Origin of the sequence: Streptomyces sp. NPDC006385 (assembly GCF_040612485.1) — a bacterium.
GTDB lineage: Bacteria > Actinomycetota > Actinomycetes > Streptomycetales > Streptomycetaceae > Streptomyces.
In genome coordinates, this window is the sequence record NZ_JBEXQG010000036.1 from 1 (window position 1) to 15,695 (window position 15,695).

Annotated in this window: 14 protein-coding genes; 6 read left to right on the forward strand and 8 right to left on the reverse strand. The window is 70.5% G+C overall.

From position 1 onward, the window contains the following. Nucleotides 1–81 precede the first annotated feature (81 nt). The 3 genes from ABZ078_RS25205 to ABZ078_RS25215 form a co-directional block, all read right to left on the reverse strand. Nucleotides 82–1,035, reverse strand: coding sequence for an SPFH domain-containing protein (locus tag ABZ078_RS25205; protein ID WP_356578660.1), 954 nt, complete (start codon nucleotides 1,033–1,035; stop codon nucleotides 82–84). Between the two features lie 133 nt (nucleotides 1,036–1,168). Then, entirely contained in the window at nucleotides 1,169–1,600 is a 432-nt protein-coding gene (locus ABZ078_RS25210; protein ID WP_356578662.1) for an NfeD family protein, read from the reverse strand. A 94-nt stretch (nucleotides 1,601–1,694) separates the two neighbouring features. After that, nucleotides 1,695–2,492, reverse strand: a complete 798-nt coding sequence (locus ABZ078_RS25215) for an ABC transporter ATP-binding protein (protein ID WP_356578664.1) — start codon at nucleotides 2,490–2,492, stop codon at nucleotides 1,695–1,697. Nucleotides 2,493–2,628: 136 nt separating this feature from the next. On the opposite strand from ABZ078_RS25215, the gene ABZ078_RS25220 reads away from it, so the two are divergent. Next, entirely contained in the window at nucleotides 2,629–3,417 is a 789-nt protein-coding gene (locus tag ABZ078_RS25220) for a hypothetical protein (RefSeq protein WP_356578666.1), read from the forward strand. 64 nt (nucleotides 3,418–3,481) lie between these two features. Here ABZ078_RS25220 and chpE read toward each other — a convergent pair whose 3' ends face one another. From chpE to ABZ078_RS25235, 3 genes are all read right to left on the reverse strand, one after another. Beyond that, nucleotides 3,482–3,727: a chaplin ChpE gene (chpE, locus tag ABZ078_RS25225; protein ID WP_356578668.1), complete on the reverse strand. Its 246-nt coding sequence runs from the start codon at nucleotides 3,725–3,727 to the stop codon at nucleotides 3,482–3,484. A 168-nt stretch (nucleotides 3,728–3,895) separates the two neighbouring features. Beyond that, nucleotides 3,896–4,537 carry a response regulator transcription factor gene (locus ABZ078_RS25230; RefSeq protein WP_356578670.1) on the reverse strand — a complete coding sequence of 214 codons (642 nt, stop codon included), beginning with the start codon at nucleotides 4,535–4,537 and terminating at the stop codon, nucleotides 3,896–3,898. After that, the gene (locus tag ABZ078_RS25235; protein ID WP_356578672.1) at nucleotides 4,530–5,675 is read right to left on the reverse strand and encodes a GAF domain-containing sensor histidine kinase; all 1,146 of its coding nucleotides are present in this window, start codon (nucleotides 5,673–5,675) and stop codon (nucleotides 4,530–4,532) included. The genes ABZ078_RS25230 and ABZ078_RS25235 overlap by 8 nt, the downstream gene beginning before the upstream one ends. A gap of 269 nt (nucleotides 5,676–5,944) precedes the next feature. Here ABZ078_RS25235 and ABZ078_RS25240 point away from each other — a divergent pair, with 269 nt between their 5' ends. The 3 genes from ABZ078_RS25240 (at nucleotide 5,945) to ABZ078_RS25250 (ending at nucleotide 8,845) form a co-directional block, all read left to right on the forward strand. Beyond that, nucleotides 5,945–6,643, forward strand: a complete 699-nt coding sequence (locus ABZ078_RS25240; protein WP_356578674.1) for an SDR family oxidoreductase — start codon at nucleotides 5,945–5,947, stop codon at nucleotides 6,641–6,643. Continuing rightward, entirely contained in the window at nucleotides 6,640–7,752 is a 1,113-nt protein-coding gene (locus ABZ078_RS25245) for an S-adenosylmethionine:tRNA ribosyltransferase-isomerase (RefSeq protein WP_356578676.1), read from the forward strand. The genes ABZ078_RS25240 and ABZ078_RS25245 overlap by 4 nt, the downstream gene beginning before the upstream one ends. Nucleotides 7,753–8,065: 313 nt before the next feature. Beyond that, nucleotides 8,066–8,845 (forward strand): transglycosylase SLT domain-containing protein, encoded by a 780-nt coding sequence (locus ABZ078_RS25250; protein ID WP_356578677.1) that lies wholly within the window; start codon nucleotides 8,066–8,068, stop codon nucleotides 8,843–8,845. A 98-nt stretch (nucleotides 8,846–8,943) separates the two neighbouring features. On the opposite strand, the gene ABZ078_RS25255 is transcribed toward ABZ078_RS25250, so the two are convergent. Continuing rightward, on the reverse strand, nucleotides 8,944–11,529 hold the full coding sequence (locus tag ABZ078_RS25255) for an FHA domain-containing protein (RefSeq protein ID WP_356578679.1): 2,586 nt from the start codon (nucleotides 11,527–11,529) through the stop codon (nucleotides 8,944–8,946). 252 nt (nucleotides 11,530–11,781) lie between these two features. Between ABZ078_RS25255 and ABZ078_RS25260 the strand changes: the two genes are divergently transcribed. Further along, the gene (locus ABZ078_RS25260) at nucleotides 11,782–13,743 is read left to right on the forward strand and encodes a streptophobe family protein (protein WP_356578681.1); all 1,962 of its coding nucleotides are present in this window, start codon (nucleotides 11,782–11,784) and stop codon (nucleotides 13,741–13,743) included. Nucleotides 13,744–13,888: 145 nt separating this feature from the next. Then, nucleotides 13,889–15,097: a phosphoserine phosphatase SerB gene (serB, locus tag ABZ078_RS25265; RefSeq protein ID WP_356578683.1), complete on the forward strand. Its 1,209-nt coding sequence runs from the start codon at nucleotides 13,889–13,891 to the stop codon at nucleotides 15,095–15,097. Nucleotides 15,098–15,173: 76 nt separating this feature from the next. Here serB and ABZ078_RS25270 read toward each other — a convergent pair whose 3' ends face one another. Beyond that, the gene (locus ABZ078_RS25270; RefSeq protein ID WP_356578685.1) at nucleotides 15,174–15,692 is read right to left on the reverse strand and encodes a histidine phosphatase family protein; all 519 of its coding nucleotides are present in this window, start codon (nucleotides 15,690–15,692) and stop codon (nucleotides 15,174–15,176) included. Nucleotides 15,693–15,695: the final 3 nt, after the last annotated feature.

Below are 15,695 nucleotides of genomic sequence, written 5' to 3' on the forward strand. Positions count from 1 at the left end.
GTCGGCGGGTTCACGCCGCCGCCCCGACCTCCGGGAACTCACCGGGCCGCTCCTCGAACTGGGTCCCGAGAGAAACAACCGTCAGTCGATCGACGGCTTCTCTCGGCGTTCCGTACCTGTGCCGCTGTTGCCGGAGGAGCCGTTGCCCGAACCGCCGCCCAGGCCGCCCAGGTTGCCCATCGCGCCGGAGAGGCCCTTGAGGGCGTCGCCGATTTCGCTGGGGACGATCCAGAGCTTGTTGGCGTCGCCCTCGGCGATCTTCGGGAGCATCTGGAGGTACTGGTAGGAGAGGAGCTTCTGGTCGGGGTCGCCCGCGTGGATCGCTTCGAAGACCGTACGGACCGCCTGGGCTTCGCCTTCCGCGCGCAGGGCGGCTGCCTTGGCCTCACCTTCGGCGCGGAGGATCTGGGACTGCTTCTCACCTTCGGCGGTGAGGATGGCGGCCTGGCGCGTACCTTCGGCGGTGAGGATCGCGGCGCGCTTGTCACGGTCGGCGCGCATCTGCTTCTCCATCGAGTCCTGGATGGAGGTCGGGGGCTCGATCGCCTTCAGCTCCACGCGGTTGACGCGGATGCCCCACTTGCCCGTCGCCTCGTCGAGGACGCCGCGCAGGGCCGCGTTGATCTCCTCGCGGGAGGTCAGGGTCCGTTCCAGGTCCATGCCACCGATGATGTTGCGCAGGGTGGTGACCGTCAGCTGCTCGATCGCCTGGATGTAGCTGGCGACTTCGTAGGTGGCGGCGCGGGCGTCGGTCACCTGGTAGTAGATGACCGTGTCGATGTTCACGACCAGGTTGTCCTGGGTGATCACCGGCTGCGGCGGGAACGGTACGACCTGTTCGCGCAGGTCGATGCGGTTGCGGATGGTGTCGATGAACGGGACCACGATGTTGAGGCCCGCGTTGAGCGTCCGGGTGTAGCGGCCGAAGCGCTCGACGATGGCCGCGCTCGCCTGTGGGATGACCTGGATCGTCTTGATCAGGGCGATGAAGACCAACACCACCAGAATGATCAGGACGATGATGACCGGTTCCATCGTCGTTTCCCCGTACCCCTTCTCCGCTGCGGCAACTTCGGCAGATCTTACGGTTGTTGAAGATCTTGCTGGTCGAGTCTGACAGACCGTCGCGTGACCCGTGGCGCGTTCGCGCCACTTACGTCGTGCGAGGTCACATGACGATCGCCGTGGCCCCCTCGATGTCCACGACGTCCACTTCCTGGCCTACTTCGTAGGCGCGGTCGGTGTCGAGGGAGCGTGCCGACCAGACCTCTCCGGCGAGCTTGATCCGGCCGCCGGAGGCGTCGACGCGCTCCAGTACGACGGCCTGTTTGCCTTTCAATGCCTCGATGCCGGTGGCGAGTTGGGGTCGCTGTGCGCGATGTCGGTTCGCGATGGGCCGTACGACGGCGATGAGTGCGGTCGATACGACGACGAAGGACACGACTTGGACGACGGCTTCACCGCCGAAGATGCCGGCGACGGCGGCGGCGGCCACGGCGCCCACCGCCAGCATGCCTAGTTCGGGCATCGCGGTGATCACGAGCCCGATGCCGAGCGCTGCCGCGCCGATCAACCACCAAACCCACGCGTCGATTTCCACATGGTCATGGTAGGACTGCGGACCCTGTCACGGACAGGGCGCCGATCGTTTGTAAGGGCCTTCTCACCGGGGTTTCGCGGGGTGAAGGAGCGGGTCAGGACAGCGGGAGGCCCTGGGCGGTCCAGCGGTCGCCGACCTGTTCGACGACGAGCGGGAGGCCGAAGCAGAGGGAGAGGTTGCGGGAGGTGAGTTCGAGTTCCGTGGGGCCGGCGGCGAGGACCTTGCCCTGGCGGATCATCAGGACGTGGGTGAAGCCCGGGGGGATCTCCTCGACGTGGTGGGTGACCATGAGCATCGAGGGGGCGATCGGGTCGCGGGCGAGGCGGCCGAGGCGGCGGACGAGGTCCTCGCGGCCGCCGAGGTCGAGGCCGGCGGCGGGCTCGTCGAGGAGGAGCAGCTCGGGGTCGGCCATCAGGGCGCGGGCGATGAGGGTGCGCTTGCGCTCGCCCTCGGAGAGGGTGCCGAACTTCCGGTCGAGGTACTCGCTCATGCCGAGGCGGTCGAGGAAGGCGCGGGCGCGCTGTTCGTCGATCTCCTCGTAGTCCTCGTTCCAGGTGGCGGTCATGCCGTACGCGGCGGTCAGCACCGTCTGGAGGACGGTCTGGCGCCTGGGCAGCTTCTCGGTCATGGCGATGCCGGCCATGCCGATGCGCGGGCGCAGCTCGAAGACGTCGGTGCCGGGCTTGCCGAGGGTCTCGCCGAGGATGGTGGCGGTGCCGTTGGTCGGGTAGAGGTAGCTGGACGCGAGGTTCAGGAGGGTGGTCTTGCCGGCTCCGTTGGGGCCGAGGATGACCCAGCGCTCGCCCTCCTTGACCGACCAGGAGACCTGGTCCACCAGAGCCCGGCCCTCACGGACCACGGATACGTCCTGAAGCTCCAGAACATCGCTCATGAGCGCGTTGTCTCCCCTTGCTGTGACCGGTCTCGGCGTCTCGGTGGTCGCGTGCGCCCGTGGGCGCACCCCTCAAGGAAATCTACGCCACCGGTCCGGCCCTTCATTCCATCGGTCCTGTCCTTAGGGTGGTGGCATGCTCTCGGAACCACGTTCAGGACGTCTTGCGGCTTGGGGAAATGCCCTTTTGGCCGGATTTGTCTCGCCGGATGACGCTGTGCTCCAGATCGTCGGGGACGATGCGGTGCACCGGGTGGAGGGGTTGCCCGGTGAGTCGGCGCCCGTGGGGCTCACGCTGGCGCTGGGGCGGCTGCGGACGCTCGGGGTGAGCGGGCTGCGGGTGGCGCTGCCCGCGCCGGGGCATCCCCTGGGGTTGAGTGGGCCGCCGGAGTTCAACGCGGCTGCGATGGACGCCGAGGAGGCGGTGATCTGTCACGGCGCCGCGCTGGGGCTGGTGCCGGAGGTGTACGAGGCCGGGCCCGACGGTGATGTGCATGTCGAGGTGGTGTGGCACTGCCTGGCCGTGCGGGAGGCGCCGCCTGCCGATGTGCCGTCGCTGGGTGAGGCCGAGCGGGAGCTCGCGGAGGCGCTGCGGGAGGCCACCGAGATGTTGTCGCGGCTGGATGTGGCCGGGTCGGGGCCGGTGGCCGAGGCCGCGATCGACGCGTATCGGGCGCGGGCGGAGCGGGGGCGGGAGTTGTTGGCGCCGGGGTATCCGCCGCGGGCGGTGCGGGTGCTGGAACTTGCGCAGCGGGTGGGGTTGCTCGTGTCGCTGGCGTATGAGAACGGGCACGGGGGTGCGGTGAGCTCCGCTGAGATGGGAGCGCGGGCGGAGGCGTTGCGGCCGGTGGAGCGGGTGGCGCGGCGGGCGCTCGTCGCCGCGTACAACTCCGCTGTGGAGGAGCGGGAGCGGGGGGCGCGATGAGCAGACAGACCGGCCTCCCGGGATACCCGGGAGGCCGGAGGTCACTGCGCGCTTCGGGTGGGCGTCACTTGTTGACGGCCAGGTTGCCGAAGGCCGGGTTCAGGATGCCGACCACGTTCACGCTGTTGCCCGAGACGTTGACGGGGACGTGAACCGGGGCCTGGACGACGTTGCCCGAGCCGACGCCCGGGGAGCCCACGGCCTTGCCGTCGGCGTGCGCGCCGTCGGTGGCGGAGGCCATTCCGGCACCGGCGGCCAGCAGGCCACCCGCCACCATCGTCACGGCCGCTGCCTTCTTCAGGTTCTTCACTTCTAAGTCCTCCTTGCGATTGCCGCGGCAGTCGCCGCAGCACGCCATGGAGAACGGCGGAGATCCACGAAGGATGCGCCATCTGGGGGACATTCCCACGACGGTATGAATCTCAGTCCGGAGCGGAACCCTCCGTATTGCCGTCCGTCATGCCCTGCGGAGAGCGTTTCAGCCGGTCACGCCATGGCGTACGGCCCACAGCGCGGCCTGGGTGCGGTCCGCGAGGTCGAGCTTCATCAGGATGTTCGAGACGTGGGTCTTGACGGTCTTCTCCGACAGGACCAGGGCCCTGGCTATCTCGCGGTTGGAGCGGCCGTCCGCGATCAGGCCGAGGACCTCGCGCTCCCGCTCCGTGAGCGAGCCGGCCCTCCCCGGCCCCGAGTTGGCCTCCTCCTGGGACAACAGGGCGCCCGCCACCTCCGGTTGGAGGAGGATGTGGCCGGCGTGGACCGAGCGGATGGCCCCGGCGAGTGCGTCGGGGTCGACGTCCTTGTAGACGTACCCGGCGGCGCCCGCGCGCAGGGCCGGGATCACCGTGCGCTGTTCGGTGAAACTGGTGACGATCAGCACGCGCGCGTGGTTGTCCAGTTCGCGGAGCTTGCGCAGGGCCTCCACGCCGTCCATGCCGGGCATCTTGACGTCCATCAGCACGACGTCGGGCTGGAGCTCCTCGGCGCGGGCCACTCCCTCGGCGCCGTCGGCGGCCTCGCCCACGACCTCGATGTCGTCCTGCACTTCGAGGAAGGTGCGCAGGCCCCGGCGGACGACCTGGTGGTCGTCAACGAGCAGCACCTTGATTGTGTCAGCCACCGGGGACCTCCATCTCGATCGTGGTGCCCTTGCCGGGCGCCGATTCCACGGTCAGCGTGCCGCCGACCCCGCTTGTCCGGTCCCGCATGGAGACCAGGCCGAGGTGGCGTCCGGCGCGGCGTATCGCCTTGGGGTCGAAGCCCGAGCCGTCGTCGGTGACCCGCAGGACGGCTCCGCTGCCGCGCCGGTCCAGCGTCACGTCGACGTGCTCGGCGCCGGAGTGCCGCAGGGCGTTGTGCAGGGCCTCCTGGGCGACGCGCAGCACCGCCTCCTCCTGGGCGGAGGGCAGGGCCTTCACGCTGCGGCCGGCGAAGGTCACGCGCGCGGTGTGGGCGCGGTCGAGGACCTGGATCTGGGTGCGCAGGGTGGCGACGAGACCGTCCTCGTCGAGGGCGGCGGGGCGCAACTCGACGACCGCGGCGCGCAGTTCGTCGGCGGCCTCGGCGGCGAGCGCGGCCACCTGGTGCAGCTCGCCCTTGGCGCGCGACGGGTCGCGGTCGATCAGGGCCGCGGCGGCCTGGGCCGTCAGGCGCAGGGAGAACAGTTTCTGGCTGACCGCGTCGTGCAGTTCGTGGGCGAGGCGGGAGCGCTCCTCGGCGATCGTCAGCTCGCGGCTGCGTTCGTAGAGGCGGGCGTTGGTGAGGGCGATCGCGGCGTGCTGGGCGAGGATGGAGAGGAGTTCCTCGTCCTCTGCCGTGAAGCCACAACTGCCGTCGGGCTTGGGGCAGTTCTTGTTCGCGAGGAACAGTGCGCCGATGACCTCGTCGCCGTCGCGGATCGGCAGGCCCAGGAAGTCGGACATGTCGGGGTGCGCCGACGGCCAGCCCTCGAAGCGGGGGTCCTTGCGGACGTCGGCGAGGCGCTCGACCTCGGCCTCTTGGAGCATCGCGGCGAGGATGCCGTGCTGGCGTGGGAGCGGGCCGATGGCCTTCCACTGTTCGTCGCTGACCCCGTCGACCACGAACTGGGCGAAGCCGCCGTGGTCGTCCGGGACGCCGAGGGCGGCGTACTGCGCGCCGAGCAGCTCGCGGGCCGAGGCGACGATCGTCTTGAGGACGTCGCGCACCTCGAGATGCCTGCTCATGGCCAGCAACGCGGAGCTCACCGCGGCTAGGCCGGACCTGGGCCGTTGACTCATGTCCTCACGGTACCGGCGGGGTGTGACAGCCGGATCGGACCAGTGGCGGCCGCCGGGTGGGGCGCGGGACCTAGGGCTGTGGTCTCGGGATCCGTGACGTAGGGCGAAGGACCCCGGTGCGGGGCGTAGGACGAAAGACCCCGGGTGTGCGGCGTAGGACGAAGTGCCCCGCCGCTTTGCGGCCCGCGTCCGAGGTGGGGCGGGACTGACGGTTCCTACGTTGAGGGCACCGCCGATGGGCGGCCTGGACGGACGAGGGGACGGTTGTCATGCCGGTAGCGATCATCACGGGGGCCTCCAAGGGACTGGGGCGGGCACTCGCCGAGGCGCTGGCCGTGCGCGGCTGGGATCTGGTGCTCGACGCCAGGACGGCTCAGGCCCTCCAGGAGACGGCGGCCGGGCTCCAGGCGTACGGCACGCGCGTGACGGCCCTGCCGGGCGATGTCACGGATGCCGGGCACCGGTCCGAGCTGGTGGCGGCGGCCTGGCGGCTGGGCGGCGTCGACCTGCTGGTGAGCAACGCCAGCGCGCTGGGCGCCGAGCCGCTGGTCCGGCTGGACGAGCTGCCCCTGGCGGGTCTGCGGCGGGCACTGGAGGTGAACGTCGTCGCCGCGCTGGGCCTGGTCCAGGAGGCGTTGCCGCTGCTGCGGGCGTCCGGGACGGGCGCGGTGATCACGGTCAGCTCGGACGCGGCCGCCGAGGCGTACGCGGCCTGGGGTGGGTACGGGGCCTCCAAGGCCGCCCTGGACCAGCTCGCGGCGGTGCTCGGCGCGGAGGAGCCGGAGCTGCGGATCTGGGCCGTCGACCCCGGGGACATGGCCACGGACCTGTACGCGGCGGCCGTACCGGACGACGACGATCCACGGCCGGCGCCGGACAGTGTGGTGCCGGCTTTCCTGCGGCTGCTGGACGAGCGGCCGGCGAGCGGCCGCTATGGGGCTCCGTCACTGCTGGAGGGGCGGCGATGACGCCGGCGATGCGTGTGCCGGGGGAGTTGTCGGCCCGGGTGCCGGCCGAGCAGCGGGGACCGGGGCTGGGCCGGGATGCCGTACGGCTGCTGGTGTCGCGCGGCACCGAGGTGTCGCATCACGCGTTCGGCGAGCTGCCGCGGCTGCTGCGGGCCGGGGATCTTCTGGTCGTCAACACGTCGGAGACGTTGGCGGCCGCCGTGGACGGGTGGATCGGGCACGCGCGCGTGGTGGTGCACTTCTCCACGCGCGGGGACGACGGGCGGTGGGCGGTCGAGCTGAGGGATCCCGACGCGCGGGGCACCACGCGCGCGCGTGCGGGCGGGCCCGCGGGCACCGAGGTGCGGCTTCCCAGGGATGTGCGGCTGGTGCTGGAGGAGCCGCTGAGCGCGGGCAGCGAGCGGTTGTGGTGGGCTCGGGTGGCCAGGACGCAGAGGGCGGGGCGTACCGGCTCTCGACCGGGTACGCCGGGGACGGTCCTCAGGCTGATGCGTGAGCACGGGCGGCCGATTCGTTACTCCTACACGGAGCGCGACCAGCCGCTGTCCGTCTACCAGACGGTGTTCGCCCTGCCGTCGGCCGACGGGTGGGGCAGCGCGGAGATGCCGAGCGCCGCGCGGCCCTTCACGCTGCGGATGGTGACGGAGCTGGTGAGCCGCGGGGTGCGGTTCGCGCCGATCACGCTGCACACCGGGGTGGCCTCGGCGGAGGCGCACGAGCCGCCGTATCCGGAACGGTTCGCGGTCCCGGAGGCGTCGGCTCGGCTGATCAACGCGGTGAAGGCTGGGGACGGCAGGGTTGTGGCCGTCGGGACGACCGCCGTGCGGGCCGTGGAGTCGGCGGCGGACGCCGAGGGGGTCGTACACGCGCGTGAAGGGTGGACGGATCTCGTCGTCACTCCGGAGCGCGGGGTGCGGGTGGTGGACGGGCTGCTGACCGGGCTGCACGAGCCGGAGGCCTCGCATCTGCTGATGCTGGAGGCGGTCGGCGGGCGAGCCGCGATCGACCGTGGCTACGAGGCGGCGCTGCGCGGGCTCTACCTGTGGCACGAGTTCGGCGACGTGCATCTCCTCCTCCCGACGGAGAGCCCTCACACAGCGCATTGCTGAAGCAACTGCCGGTGAGACTGTTACCGGGCTGATGTGAGCCCGCGCATAGGGCGCAGGTCACGTACGAAGACCCATAGGAGATAAGACGCCCCTTTTGAGCGGGGCGGACGGCCCCATCTGTCCGGTTTTGCCCTTCATGGGTCAACTACCCGGGATCGTACGTCACACCTTTGCCTGCCCATTTTGCGGCCGCTAAGAATGGCTCCCGTCGCTCAGCGCCGTGGGTTCCGCCCGCGGCGTTTGTGCAGGAAGCACCCGTGTCCACTGCCGGACAGCGAGCGACCTCCGCGCTATTCGAAGAGGTCCATCTGCCATGCTCAAGAACACCAACAACCGCGGTCTCAGTCGTGCGCTGACCAAGCGGCACAAGATCGCTGTCGCCGGTGTCGCCACGCTCGGTGCCGCCGCCCTGGCCTTCTCCGCCGTCCCCGGCGAAGCCCGGACGACCACGGCCGAGGCCCCCACGGGCCAGGTGGCGTACAGCAGCGAGCAGATCAAGGACGTCAAGGGCAGCGTCACCGACCAGCTCGCCTCCGCGAGCGTGAAGGCCGAGGCCATAGAGGCCAAGAAGAAGGCCGAGCAGGACGCCGCGGCCAAGAAGGCCGCCGCCGACGCCGCCGCGAAGAAGAAGGCCGCGGAGGCCGCCGCGAAGAAGAAGGCCGCCGCCGAGGCGGCCGCCAAGAAGGCCGAGCAGGAGCGCAAGGCGAAGGAGGCCGCGAGCCGGTCCGCCAAGCGCGTCCAGGTCAAGCCGGTCGCCGCCAAGAAGACCTACGCCAACAACCTCGACGGCTGGATCCGCGAGGCCCTGGACATCATGAAGAAGCACGACATCCCGGGCACCTACAACGGTCTCTACCGCAACATCATGCGGGAGTCCTCGGGCAACCCGAACGCCATCAACAACTGGGACATCAACGCCCAGAACGGCGTTCCGTCGATCGGTCTGCTCCAGGTCATCAAGCCGACCTTCGACGCCTACCACGTCCCGGGCACGGCCTTCAGCCAGTACGACCCGGTCGCCAACCTCACCGCCGCCGCCAACTACGCGGCCGACCGGTACGGCTCGATCGACAACGTCAACAGCGCGTACTGAGCGAGGTAGGCGCGGGCCTTGCGATCCGTACGCCGAAGGGCGGCACCCTCCTGACGGGGTGCCGCCCTTCGGGCGTCGTACGACAGGGACCACGGGGACTAGTTGCGCATGACCTCGGGCTCGTGGCGGCGCAGGAAGCGGGCCACGAAGAAGCCGCAGATCACGCCGAGGACGATCAGGGCGAGCATGTCCATGGACCAGGCGCCGACCGTGTGCTCCCACAGCGGGTCGTCGCTGTCGCCCTTGGCGGGCGGACTGATCTGGTTGAAGTCGAGCGTGGCCCCCGCGGCGGCGACCGCCCAGCGCGACGGCATCAGGTACGAGAGCTCGTTGACGCCGATGGAGTTGGCCAGCGGGAACAGGCAGCCGGTGAAGACGACCTGGACGATCGCGAACATGACCAGCAGCGGCATGGTCTTCTCGGCGGTCTTCACCAGGGCCGAGATGATCAGGCCGAACATCATCGCGGTGAACCCCAGCGCCATGATCGGAATGCACAGCTCCAGCAGGATCTGGCTGCCGAGGATCAGGCCCTCGTCCGGGACGGTGCGGCTGGAGAAGCCGATGACACCGACCATCAGGCCCTGCAGCACGGTGATCAGGCCGAGCACGAACACCTTGGACATCAGGTACGCGGACCGGGACAGGCCGGTCGCGCGCTCCCGCTCGTAGATGACCCGTTCCTTGATCAGCTCACGGACGGAGTTGGCGGCGCCGGCGAAGCAGGCGCCCACCGCGAGGATCAGCAGGACGGTGAGGGCCGTGCCGTTGGCGACGGGCTTGCCGGTGTTCGGGTTGATCTCCGTGTTGACCAGGAGGTCCTTGCCGGAGTCGATGAGCAGGCTCACCGAGCCGAGGACGAGCGGCAGGATCACCGTCAGGGCCAGGAAGCCCTTGTCGGAGGCGATCACCGAAACGTAGCGGCGCACCAGGGTCAGGAACTGGGACATCCAGCCCTGCGGCTTGGGCGGCTTCATCGCCTGCATCGGCGGCACCTGTACGGACTGCGGGGCGATCGCGTCGATGTCCGCGGCGTACATCTGGTAGTGCTGCGAGCCCTTCCAGCGTCCCGCCCAGTCGTAGTCGCGGTAGTTCTCGAAGGCGGAGAAGACGTCGGCCCAGGTGTCGTAGCCGAAGAAGTTCAGCGCTTCCTCGGGCGGGCCGAAGTAGGCGACCGCGCCGCCCGGTGCCATCACCAGCAGCTTGTCGCACAGCGCCAGTTCGGCGACGGAGTGGGTGACGACGAGGACCGTACGGCCGTCGTCGGCCAGGCCGCGCAGGAGCTGCATGACATCGCGGTCCATGCCCGGGTCGAGGCCCGAGGTGGGCTCGTCGAGGAAGATCAGCGACGGCTTGGTCAGCAGTTCCAGGGCCACCGAGACGCGCTTGCGCTGGCCGCCGGAGAGGGAGGTGACCTTCTTCTCCTTGTGGACGTCCAGCTTCAGCTCGCGCAGCACCTCGTCGATACGGGCCTCGCGCTCGGCGGCCGTGGTGTCGGCCGGGAAACGGAGCTTGGCCGCGTACTTGAGGGCCTTCTTGACGGTCAGCTCCTTGTGCAGGATGTCGTCCTGCGGGACCAGCCCGATGCGCTGACGCAGCTCGGCGAACTGCTTGTAGAGGTTGCGGTTGTCGTAGAGGACGTCGCCCTGGTTGGCGGGGCGGTAGCCGGTGAGTGCCTTGAGCAGGGTCGACTTGCCGGAGCCGGACGGGCCGATGACCGCGATGAGCGACTTCTCCGGGACGCCGAAGGAGACGTCCTTGAGGATCTGCTTGCCGCCGTCGACCGTGACGGTCAGGTGGCGGGCCGAGAAGGAGACCTCACCGGTGTCGACGAACTCCTCGAGGCGGTCGCCGACGATACGGAACGTGGAGTGGCCGACGCCCACGATGTCGGTGGGGCCGAGCAGCGCCGAGCCGCCCTTGGCGATCGGCTGGCCGTTGACGTAGGTGCCGTTGTGCGAGCCGAGGTCGCGGATCTCCATGCGGCCGTCGGGCATCGAGTGGAACTCGGCGTGGTGCCGGGAGACCTGCAGGTCGGAGACGACCAGCTCGTTCTCCAGGGCACGGCCGATGCGCATCACGCGGCCGATCGAGACCTGGTGGAAGGTGGTGGGGCTGCGGTCGCCGTAGACCGGCGGCGCCCCCGCGCCACCACCGGGGCCACCCTGCTGGTGCGGCACCTTCCCGACGGACTGCGGCTGCGGCTGGGGCTGCGGCTGCGGCCAGTCGGCGTGCGGTGCCTGCTGCGGAACCTGGTTGGCCGGTGCCTGATGAGCAGGCGCCTGGTTGGCCGGTGCCTGATGGGCCGGTGCCGGCTGTGCCCAGCCGGCCTGCGCGCCCTGCGCGGCGTACGGCTGCTGCTGCGGCTGGGCCTGCGGCGAGGCGACGGCCGCGGTGCCGGAGAGGTTCAGGCGCGGTCCGTCGGTCGCGTTGCCCAGGTGCACGGCCGAGCCCGGGCCGAGCTCCAGCTGATGGATCCGGTGCCCCTGCACGAACGTGCCGTTGGTGCTGCCGTGGTCCTCGATGACCCAACTACGGCCGCTCCATCTGATCGTGGCGTGCCGCCAGGAAACCCTGGCGTCGTCGAACACGATGTCGCCCTGCGGATCGCGTCCGAGGGTGTAGGACCTGGACGGGTCGAGCGTCCACGTCCGTCCATTCAATTCCAGTACGAGTTCCGGCACTCCATGCCCCACTGAGTAGTCCCCCGAGTTACCCCCAACACAGGGAGTCTAGGGATGTCGAACATCGTCGGGAACTATTTCAGGCTCCGCCCCCTGTCTGAAAGTCGGGCCTTATGACGACCACGACGAAGACCACGCGGACGTGCTTCCACCGGTTCCGTTGACGGGGTTGAAATCAGCTCGGAAAGTGGTAATCCACGCGAGGGGGACATGCGCGGCGAGCCGGCCGCGCCGCGGATCGGGGGGTCTGCCATGAGCGCGTCCAGGAACGTCGAGACCGCGAGGCACGGCACGCGGTTGCCGTGGGGAGACATCCTGCTCTCCGCGATCGCCGCCGTGAGCTGGGCGTTGATCGGGATGGCGGGTACGGCGGCCCTCGGTCTGCATCTGCTGGAGGCGGACAAGGCCGGTTCGCTGGGCCCGATGACGGCGGCGATGGTGGCCCTCGGGGCGGGTGGTTCCGTCACCCCGTCCGGTGACGTGTCCGCTTTCGGGTTGACGGGCGCGGAGGCGAGGACGGCCATCGAGATCACGCCACTGGGGGTGAGCCTGGTCGGCGCGGTGCTGCTGTCGTGGGTCTTCTTACGGTCCTTGCGGCGAGCGGGAGTTGTGATCGCGCCGTCCGAACTCCTCGCACGCGTGGGCGTGGTGGTCGCGCTGTTCGTGGCGATGCTGGGCGGGCTCGCCTGGGCGGGACACGACGTCATCACGATCGACGGGAGCTCGCTGGGGCTCGACGACCTGCCGGGTGGTGATGGCGGGGCCGACGGCGGCATCGACATCCCAGGGGTAGGTGACATCGGGGATATCGCGGATGTCGGGGATGTCAGGGATATTGGCGGACTGCTGCCCGACCGGATCGGCGACCTCATCGACGCGAAGGCGGCGGTCGGATTCACGGTGGACACGGCGCCGACCCTGCTCGGCGGCATGGGCTGGTCCGCCGGCGTCCTGCTGATCGCCCTGCTGGCCTCGCGCCACACCCCGCTGCCGCGCGGCTGGGAGACGGTGCACCGTGTCGTACGGCCCGCCGTGTCCGCCCTCGTCACGGTCCTGCTGGTGGCGGTCGCGGCCGGCGTCACGGCGGCGGCGTACGCGGCGATCGGCGACGACCACCCTCGGCGCATCGCGGGCGCCGCCCTGCTCGGCACCCCGAACGGCGTGTGGCTCGGCATCCCGGTCGGCCTGCTCATGCCGTTCGACGGCAGGGCGACGGGAGTGCCGACGAGCCTGCTGCCGGACCCCTTGGACGACCTGCTGAACGGCGGCGCCGACCAGTCGGTGACGCTGGGCAGGCTGGCGGAGCTGGACGGCCGGGTGTGGCTGCTCGGGGTCGCGGCGGCGCTGATGATGCTGGTCGCCGGGGTGCTGACCGCGGTGCGGACGCCGGTGGGGGCGGGGGCCGGGACGGCTTCTGAGGCCGGGCCGGTGGGGGGTTCAGGTGGTTCCGGTGGTTCCGGTGGTTCCGGTGGATCGGGTTCTTGGGACGTACGGGATCCAGGGCCCGTCCCTTTCGCCGGGCGGTGCGCGTTGCGGCTGGGCATCGCCACGGCGTTGACGTTGCCGTTGCTCGCGTGGCTGACGGAGGTGTCCGTGGACGCCTCGCTGGCGGTGTTGGGCTTCGACGCGTTCGGCGCCGGGGTGCGGTTGCGGGGGAACCTCGGGATGGCGCTGCTCCTCGGGGCGGCCTGGGGTGCGGGGGCGGGGGCCGTGGGAGCGTTGCTGGCCCGGGCGACCGGGGCCGCGGGGCAGTGGGCGGCGCCGCCGGCTCGGGGCGTGGTGGTGGGTGCGAGGTGGGGTGGGGCTGGAACGCCGGGGCCTGCGAGTGCGGCGGGGCCGGCGGCCGAGGGTGCCGGGAGTTCGACGTACGCGAGCCCGTCCGGTCCGTACACGCCCGGCACGCCGTACCGGCCACCGAATCCGGTGACGAACCCTTACCTGCGCGTACCGGACGAGCCGCACGAGCCCGAGGACGCGCGGCCTCCGGGTGCGGCCCCACCGTCTGGAGACGCGCCGTCGCCCGAGGAGGCGTGGCGGCGCGACGACATGTACGGCGCCCCCACGGTCGCCCGGCCGATCGCACCGCCCCCGAGGGCTCCCCGGCCTCCTCGGCCGCACGGGAACCGGTCGGCGTCCGGAGCGGATGAAGGGCCGCCACCGCCGCCGCCACCGCCGCCCCCGCCTCCTTCCCCACCGCCGGAAAGGCCGAAGTGATCAGTCACGGATTCAGTCACGGATCAGTGCCACCGGCTCACACTTACGCAAGACCCGCGCCACCCGAGCGACACCCAGTGTTCCGTGTCCGCTGGTCGGACCTCAGGGGCGGCGGGCGCTGGGCGCCGGATACGGTGGGAGCACCATGAGCGCTTCGCAGACCTCTGACATCCCCACCCTTCTCGTCAAGATCTTCGGGAAGGACAGGCCGGGCATCACGGCCGGTCTCTTCGACACGCTGGCCGCCTACTCGGTGGACGTGGTCGACATCGAGCAGGTCGTCACCCGTGGCCGGATCACGCTGTGCGCACTCGTGACGCAGCCCGCGGCCGGTCTGGAAGGGGATCTGCGGGCGACCGTCCACAGCTGGGCGGAGTCGATGAAGATGCAGGCGGAGATCATCTCCGGCCGCGGCGACAACCGGCCCCGTGGCCTCGGCCGGTCCCTGGTGACCGTGCTCGGGCATCCGCTCACCGCCGAGGCGACGGCCGCGATCGCCGCCAGGATCACCGGGTCCGGCGCCAACATCGACCGTATCTTCCGGCTGGCCAAGTACCCCGTGACCGCCGTGGAGTTCGCGGTGTCCGGCGTGGGGACCGAGCCGCTGCGCACCGCCCTGGTGACCGAGGCGGCGGCACTGGGTGTCGACGTCGCCGTCGTCGCCGCCGGACTGCATCGGCGTGCCCAGCGGCTCGTCGTCATGGACGTGGACTCCACACTCATCCAGGACGAGGTGATCGAACTCTTCGCCGCGCACGCCGGCTGCGAGGACAAGGTGGCCGAGGTGACGGCGGCCGCGATGCGTGGGGAGCTGGACTTCGAGCAGTCGCTGCACGCCCGCGTGGCGCTGCTGGAGGGGCTGGACGCCTCGGTGGTGGAGAAGGTGCGCAGCGATGTGCGGCTGACGCCGGGCGCGCGCACGCTGATCCGTACGCTGAAGCGGCTCGGCTATCAAGTGGGGGTCGTCTCGGGTGGGTTCACCCAGGTCACCGATGATCTGAAGGAACGGCTCGGGCTCGACTTCGCCCAGGCGAACACGTTGGAGATCGTCGACGGGAAGCTGACGGGCAAGGTCACCGGGGAGATCGTGGACCGGGCGGGCAAGGCGCGGCTGCTGCGCAGGTTCGCCGCCGAGGCGGGTGTGCCGCTGTCCCAGACGGTGGCGATCGGCGACGGCGCCAACGACCTGGACATGCTGAACGCGGCAGGGCTGGGCGTCGCCTTCAACGCCAAGCCGGTGGTGCGGGAGGCGGCGCACACGGCGGTGAACGTGCCGTTCCTGGACACGGTCCTGTATCTGCTGGGCGTCACCCGCGAAGAGGTCGAGGCGGCGGACATGCACGACGAGGACTGACCGCCCGCGCACCATGTTCCGGCATGCACAGGGGCCCGGCACCGCGACGGTGCCGGGCCCCACGCATGCGGGTCGGTCACTCGGAGGGTGCCCAGTAGTCGAGCAGTGTGGCCACGCCGGGCTCCAGCGTCTTCCAGCTGCCGCTGAAGGAGAGGACGGCGTAGGCGGCGGCCGGGAAGCCGCGGCGGCTCATCCGCTCACGCGCGTCGCCCTCGGCGGCGCCGGAGAGGATGTCGGCGAGTCCCTGCACGCCCGGGTTGTGGCCGATCAGCAGGACGTTCTGTGCGTCGTCGGGCGTTTCGTTGAGCACGGCGATCAGCTCGCCGGGAGAGGCCTCGTAGATCCGCTCCTCGTAGATGGTTTTCGGCCGGTGCGGGAACTCGTGGACGGCGAGCTTCCACGTCTCACGGGTCCGGGTCGCGGTGGAGCACAGGGCCAGGTCGAAGGGGATGTCGGTGTCGGCCAGCCGGCGGCCGGCCTCTGCCGCGTCCATTCGGCCCCGGTCCGCGAGGGGCCGCTCGTGGTCGGTCACCTGTGGCCAGTCGGCTTTCGCATGCCGGAAGAGGACAATCCTGCGGGGTTCTGCGACGCTCATGAG

What these genes read in the sequence shown, in the direction of transcription:
- ABZ078_RS25270 (WP_356578685.1), bottom strand. Translation starts at nt 15,692, where the DNA reads ATGAGCGTCGCAGAACCCCGCAGGATTGTCCTCTTCCGGCATGCGAAA.
- ABZ078_RS25240 (WP_356578674.1), top strand. Translation starts at nt 5,945, where the DNA reads ATGCCGGTAGCGATCATCACGGGGGCCTCCAAGGGACTGGGGCGGGCA.
- ABZ078_RS25260 (WP_356578681.1), top strand. Translation starts at nt 11,782, where the DNA reads ATGAGCGCGTCCAGGAACGTCGAGACCGCGAGGCACGGCACGCGGTTG.
- ABZ078_RS25205 (WP_356578660.1), bottom strand. Translation starts at nt 1,035, where the DNA reads ATGGAACCGGTCATCATCGTCCTGATCATTCTGGTGGTGTTGGTCTTC.
- ABZ078_RS25220 (WP_356578666.1), top strand. Translation starts at nt 2,629, where the DNA reads ATGCTCTCGGAACCACGTTCAGGACGTCTTGCGGCTTGGGGAAATGCC.
- serB (WP_356578683.1), top strand. Translation starts at nt 13,889, where the DNA reads ATGAGCGCTTCGCAGACCTCTGACATCCCCACCCTTCTCGTCAAGATC.
- ABZ078_RS25215 (WP_356578664.1), bottom strand. Translation starts at nt 2,492, where the DNA reads ATGAGCGATGTTCTGGAGCTTCAGGACGTATCCGTGGTCCGTGAGGGC.
- ABZ078_RS25235 (WP_356578672.1), bottom strand. Translation starts at nt 5,675, where the DNA reads ATGAGTCAACGGCCCAGGTCCGGCCTAGCCGCGGTGAGCTCCGCGTTG.
- ABZ078_RS25245 (WP_356578676.1), top strand. Translation starts at nt 6,640, where the DNA reads ATGACGCCGGCGATGCGTGTGCCGGGGGAGTTGTCGGCCCGGGTGCCG.
- ABZ078_RS25250 (WP_356578677.1), top strand. Translation starts at nt 8,066, where the DNA reads ATGCTCAAGAACACCAACAACCGCGGTCTCAGTCGTGCGCTGACCAAG.